3 rRNA genes are annotated in these 6,143 nt (G+C 54.8%); all 3 read right to left on the bottom strand.

The features are described 5' to 3' along the window. Positions 1–67: 67 nt before the first annotated feature. Positions 68–184, bottom strand: a 5S ribosomal RNA gene (gene rrf / locus K728_RS0113935). A gap of 207 nt (positions 185–391) precedes the next feature. Continuing rightward, positions 392–3,556: ribosomal RNA gene (locus tag K728_RS0113930) — 23S ribosomal RNA — on the bottom strand. A gap of 531 nt (positions 3,557–4,087) precedes the next feature. Then, positions 4,088–5,614 (bottom strand): 16S ribosomal RNA (locus K728_RS0113925). Together the 16S, 23S and 5S rRNA genes form the textbook arrangement of a ribosomal RNA operon. Positions 5,615–6,143: the final 529 nt, after the last annotated feature.

The following is a 6,143-nucleotide window of genomic DNA, read 5'->3' as shown; positions in this document are numbered from 1 at the left end:
GTGTTTGGGGTGTGGTGGGTTAAGTGCGAAAGGCCCCACCGGTGGTGGGGCCTTTCGTCTAATGGTTGTCCGGCGGTGTCCTACTCTCCCACACTCTCTCGGGTGCAGTACCATCGGCGCTGTGGGTCTTAGCTTCCGGGTTCGGAATGGGACCGGGCGTTTCCCCCACGCTGTGACCGCCGTAACCCTTTTACCCGTTCCCCTGCACTGGCTGTGTGAGCCGTGTGGGGTGGGAAGTTTTTTTGGTTACAACTTGAACAGTATATACCTGTATTGTGTTGTGTTTTTTGGTTCCTGTTGTTGGTTGGGAACCGCATAGTGGACGAAAGCAGCATATCTTTACACCATCCTTGGTGTGAACGTCTTTTGATGCCGTTCACGGGTGGTGTGTGTGGTGTAAGTTATCGGCTTATTAGTACCGGTCAGCTTCACAAGTCGTTAGTCCTTGCTTCCACGTCCGGCCTATCAACCCAGTGGTCTGGCTGGGGGCCTCTCACACAAATGTGTATGGAAATCTCATCTCGAAGCAGGCTTCCCGCTTAGATGCTTTCAGCGGTTATCCCATCCGAACGTAGCTAATCAGCGGTGCACTTGGCAGTACAACTGACACACCAGAGGTTCGTCCGTCCCGGTCCTCTCGTACTAAGGACAGCCCTTCTCAAATTTCCTGCGCGCGCAGCGGATAGGGACCGAACTGTCTCACGACGTTCTAAACCCAGCTCGCGTACCGCTTTAATGGGCGAACAGCCCAACCCTTGGGACCTACTCCAGCCCCAGGATGCGACGAGCCGACATCGAGGTGCCAAACCATGCCGTCGATATGGACTCTTGGGCAAGATCAGCCTGTTATCCCCGAGGTACCTTTTATCCGTTGAGCGACGGCCATTCCACAATGTACCGCCGGATCACTAGTCCCGACTTTCGTCCCTGCTTGAGATGTCTCTCTCACAGTCAAGCTCCCTTGTGCACTTACACTCGACACCTGATTGCCAACCAGGCTGAGGGAACCTTTGGGCGCCTCCGTTACTTTTTAGGAGGCAACCGCCCCAGTTAAACTACCCATCAGGCACTGTCCCTGACCCGGATTACGGGCCGAAGTTAGATATCCAGTATGACCAGAGTGGTATTTCAACGATGACTCCCCCTGAACTAGCGTCCAGGGTTCACAGTCTCCCACCTATCCTACACAAGCCACACCGAACACCAATACCAAACTATAGTGAAGGTCTCGGGGTCTTTCCGTCCTGCTGCGCGTAACGAGCATCTTTACTCGTAGTGCAATTTCGCCGAGCTTATGGTTGAGACAGCGGGGAAGTCGTTACTCCATTCGTGCAGGTCGGAACTTACCCGACAAGGAATTTCGCTACCTTAGGATGGTTATAGTTACCACCGCCGTTTACTGGGGCTTAAATTCCCAGCTTCGCACCCCGAAGGGCACTAACCGGTCCTCTTAACCTTCCAGCACCGGGCAGGAGTCAGTCCGTATACATCGTCTTGCGACTTCGCACGGACCTGTGTTTTTAGTAAACAGTCGCTTCCCCCTGGTCTCTGCGGCCCCACAACGCTCACAACAGCAAGTGTTGGTCACGGGTGAGGCCCCCCTTCTCCCGAAGTTACGGGGGCATTTTGCCGAGTTCCTTAACCATAATTCTCTCGATCGCCTTAGTATTCTCTACCTGATCACCTGTGTCGGTTTGGGGTACGGGCGGCTAAAACCTCGCGCCGATGCTTTTCTAGGCAGCATAGGATCACCGGATCCCCGCATAACGGGGCCCATCGGGTCTCAGAGACGGTATCAAAACCAGGACCACGGATTTGCCTATGGTCCCTCCTACATCCTTAGACCGGGGCAACCATCGCCCGGCCCGGCTACCTTCCTGCGTCACACCTGTTAATACGCTTACCTCCCAGGATCAGGTCCCGCGCTCCACCAAAAACCACGTCACCCCGAAGGGTGGGCGGTCAGGTATTGGGCGGTTAGTATCCCCTGCTCAGTATGGGCGGTTTTTCGCCGGTACGGGAATATCAACCCGTTGTCCATCGACTACGCCTGTCGGCCTCGCCTTAGGTCCCGACTTACCCAGGGCAGATTAGCTTGACCCTGGAACCCTTGATCATTCGGCGGACGGGTTTCTCACCCGTCTTTCGCTACTCATGCCTGCATTCTCACTCGTGTAGGCTCCACCGCTGGTTTACACCGCGACTTCACCGCCCACACGACGCTCCCCTACCACTCCAGACGCCTGAACTCAGGAGAACAAGTCTCCGGCTTAGCTAATATCTGAAATCCACAACTTCGGCGGTGTACTTGAGCCCCGCTACATTGTCGGCGCGGAATCACTTGACCAGTGAGCTATTACGCACTCTTTCAAGGATGGCTGCTTCTAAGCCAACCTCCTGGTTGTCTTCGCAACTCCACATCCTTTCCCACTTAGCACACGCTTAGGGGCCTTAGTTGGTGGTCTGGGCTGTTTCCCTCTCGACTATGAAGCTTATCCCCCACAGTCTCACTGCTGCGCTCTCACTTACCGGCATTCGGAGTTTGGCTGACGTCAGTAACCTTGTAGGGCCCATTAGCCATCCAGTAGCTCTACCTCCGGTAAGAAACACGCAACGCTGCACCTAAATGCATTTCGGGGAGAACCAGCTATCACGAAGTTTGATTGGCCTTTCACCCCTACCCACAGCTCATCCCCTCCATTTTCAACTGAAGTGGGTTCGGTCCTCCACGACGTCTTACCGTCGCTTCAACCTGGCCATGGGTAGATCACTTCGCTTCGGGTCTAGATCACGCCACTCACTCGCCCTATTCAGACTCGCTTTCGCTACGGCTTCCCCACACGGGTTAACCTCGCGACGTAACACTAACTCGCAGGCTCATTCTTCAAAAGGCACGCCATCACACCACCACCCCCGAAAGGATGGCAACGCTCTGACGGATTGTAGGCACACGGTTTCAGGTACTGTTTCACTCCCCTCCCGGGGTACTTTTCACCTTTCCCTCACGGTACTTGTCCGCTATCGGTCATCAAGGAGTATTTAGGCTTACCAGGTGGTCCTGGCAGATTCGCACGGGATTTCTCGGGCCCCGTACTACTTGGGATACTCTCCAAACGGCAGCACGCATTACGGTTACGGGACTTACACCCTCTCCGGCCGGCCTTTCAAGACCGTTCACCTATACGCCTGCACTCATTTCACTGATCCGGCAGAATCAGAACGGAAAGTCCCGCAACCCCAGTGATGCAACGCCCGCCGGCTATCACACACCACTGGTTTAGCCTCATCCGCGTTCGCTCGCCACTACTAACGGAATCACTATTGTTTTCTCTTCCTGTGGGTACTGAGATGTTTCACTTCCCCACGTTCCCTCCACGCACCCTATGTGTTCAGATGCGGGTCACCCGGTCCATCGCTGGCCAGGCGGGGTTTCCCCATTCGGAAATCCTGGGCTCACAGTCCGGTTATCGACTCCCCCAGGCTTATCGCAGATTCCCACGTCCTTCTTCGGCTCTTGATGCCAAGGCATCCACCGTGTGCCCTTAAAAACTTGACCACAAAAGATCAAAAAACATATCGAGAAAACCATGGCATCAAACTAAAAGTCTGAAACCAAGATTTTTTGAAATTGCTTCTTATTTTTAAGATGCTCTCGTCCACTATGCAGTTCTCAACCAACAACCCCACACCACCAACCAAAACCCCCAAACACGAGGATCCCGCTGCCATGGCAGGGAAAAACCAGAAACCCCAGCACCCCAACCCCCACAAACAACACCCCACCAACCCGACACGCCACAACGACGCACCAAACCAGCAGAACACTTGTCCACGACAATCAGAGCCCTGTTATTTCAGGACCCAACAGTGTGCCATACGATAACCCAATCACCACCAACCAGAACCATTTCCACACCACCAAAAGGCGATCGTACTCTGCAACCAGCCAGCGCCACCAGGCACCTATCCATTGATATTCCACCCTTGAGCAGCCCACCGCGGAACAAACGCCCGCGCAATAGGCCATACTCCTACGAACCCCACACCAACCACACAGGATCGGCGCGTCATTCGAGGTGCTCCTTAGAAAGGAGGTGATCCAGCCGCACCTTCCGGTACGGCTACCTTGTTACGACTTAGTCCCAATCGCCGGTCCCACCTTCGACAGCTCCCTCCCCACAAGGGGGTTAGGCCACCGGCTTCGGGTGTTACCAACTTTCGTGACTTGACGGGCGGTGTGTACAAGGCCCGGGAACGTATTCACCGCAGCGTTGCTGATCTGCGATTACTAGCGACTCCGACTTCATGAGGTCGAGTTGCAGACCTCAATCCGAACTGAGACCGGCTTTTTGGGATTAGCTCCACCTCACAGTATCGCAACCCTTTGTACCGGCCATTGTAGCATGCGTGAAGCCCAAGACATAAGGGGCATGATGATTTGACGTCGTCCCCACCTTCCTCCGAGTTGACCCCGGCAGTCTCCTATGAGTCCCCGCCATAACGCGCTGGCAACATAGAACGAGGGTTGCGCTCGTTGCGGGACTTAACCCAACATCTCACGACACGAGCTGACGACAACCATGCACCACCTGTAAACCGGCCGCAAGCGGCCAACACATCTCTGCGCTGTTCCAGTTCATGTCAAGCCTTGGTAAGGTTCTTCGCGTTGCATCGAATTAATCCGCATGCTCCGCCGCTTGTGCGGGCCCCCGTCAATTCCTTTGAGTTTTAGCCTTGCGGCCGTACTCCCCAGGCGGGGCACTTAATGCGTTAGCTACGGCGCGGAAAACGTGGAATGTCCCCCACACCTAGTGCCCAACGTTTACGGCATGGACTACCAGGGTATCTAATCCTGTTCGCTCCCCATGCTTTCGCTCCTCAGCGTCAGTTAATGCCCAGAGACCTGCCTTCGCCATCGGTGTTCCTCCTGATATCTGCGCATTTCACCGCTACACCAGGAATTCCAGTCTCCCCTACATCACTCTAGTCTGCCCGTACCCACCGCAGATCCGGAGTTAAGCCCCGGACTTTCACGGCAGACGCGACAAACCGCCTACGAGCTCTTTACGCCCAATAATTCCGGATAACGCTTGCGCCCTACGTATTACCGCGGCTGCTGGCACGTAGTTAGCCGGCGCTTCTTCTGCAGGTACCGTCACTTTCGCTTCTTCCCTACTGAAAGAGGTTTACAACCCGAAGGCCTTCATCCCCCACGCGGCGTCGCTGCATCAGGCTTGCGCCCATTGTGCAATATTCCCCACTGCTGCCTCCCGTAGGAGTCTGGGCCGTGTCTCAGTCCCAGTGTGGCCGTCCACCCTCTCAGGCCGGCTACCCGTCGTCGCCTTGGTAGGCCATTACCCCACCAACAAGCTGATAGGCCGCGAGTCCATCCAAAACCGCAATAAAGCTTTCCACCAACATGGCATGCGCCAGAAGGTCATATCCAGTATTAGACCCGGTTTCCCAGGCTTATCCCAGAGTCAAGGGCAGGTTACTCACGTGTTACTCACCCGTTCGCCACTAATCCCCCAGCAAGCTGGGATCATCGTTCGACTTGCATGTGTTAAGCACGCCGCCAGCGTTCATCCTGAGCCAGGATCAAACTCTCCGTAAATGCATTACAGACACGCACCCACCACCAGGAAAAACCAGTAAACAGGCACGCGCAAAATTCGAAACCAGCCAAAAACAACCACACAACACCACGGGGTGGCATCATGCAGCCAAATTCAACCAATCAATAAAACAATCGGTATCAACAAACATGGCACACTATTGAGTTCTCAAACAACAGACACACCCGGCACCAAACAGAACCAAACAGTTCCATCATCGCTCCGGAGCAACTTTTCAAACTTACCCGAACTTGGAAGCTTTAGCAAATCAACATTGTCGTGATATGCAGCTCAACCAAGCGGTTCCCTACCCGTCATCCGCATGCCGAAAGCATGCCATTTTCAGGCTGTTTGTAAGGGGTCGGTCGCTATTTTTCCGCAGAAGCGGCGGCGACTTGTTCTACTTTACACACCATATGGACCGCTACCAAATCGGCCCTTTCATCATCACCTTCCACCCCGGAAACGCGCCCATTCCCCAGTAACGGCGCCGATCGAGGTGCCTGCCCGGCGCCCCGCCAACGGCAG

The sequence above is a fragment of the Arthrobacter sp. CAL618 genome (genome assembly GCF_000468215.1).
GTDB lineage: Bacteria > Actinomycetota > Actinomycetes > Actinomycetales > Micrococcaceae > Arthrobacter_D.
This window is presented reverse-complemented; position numbering and strand designations above follow the sequence as displayed.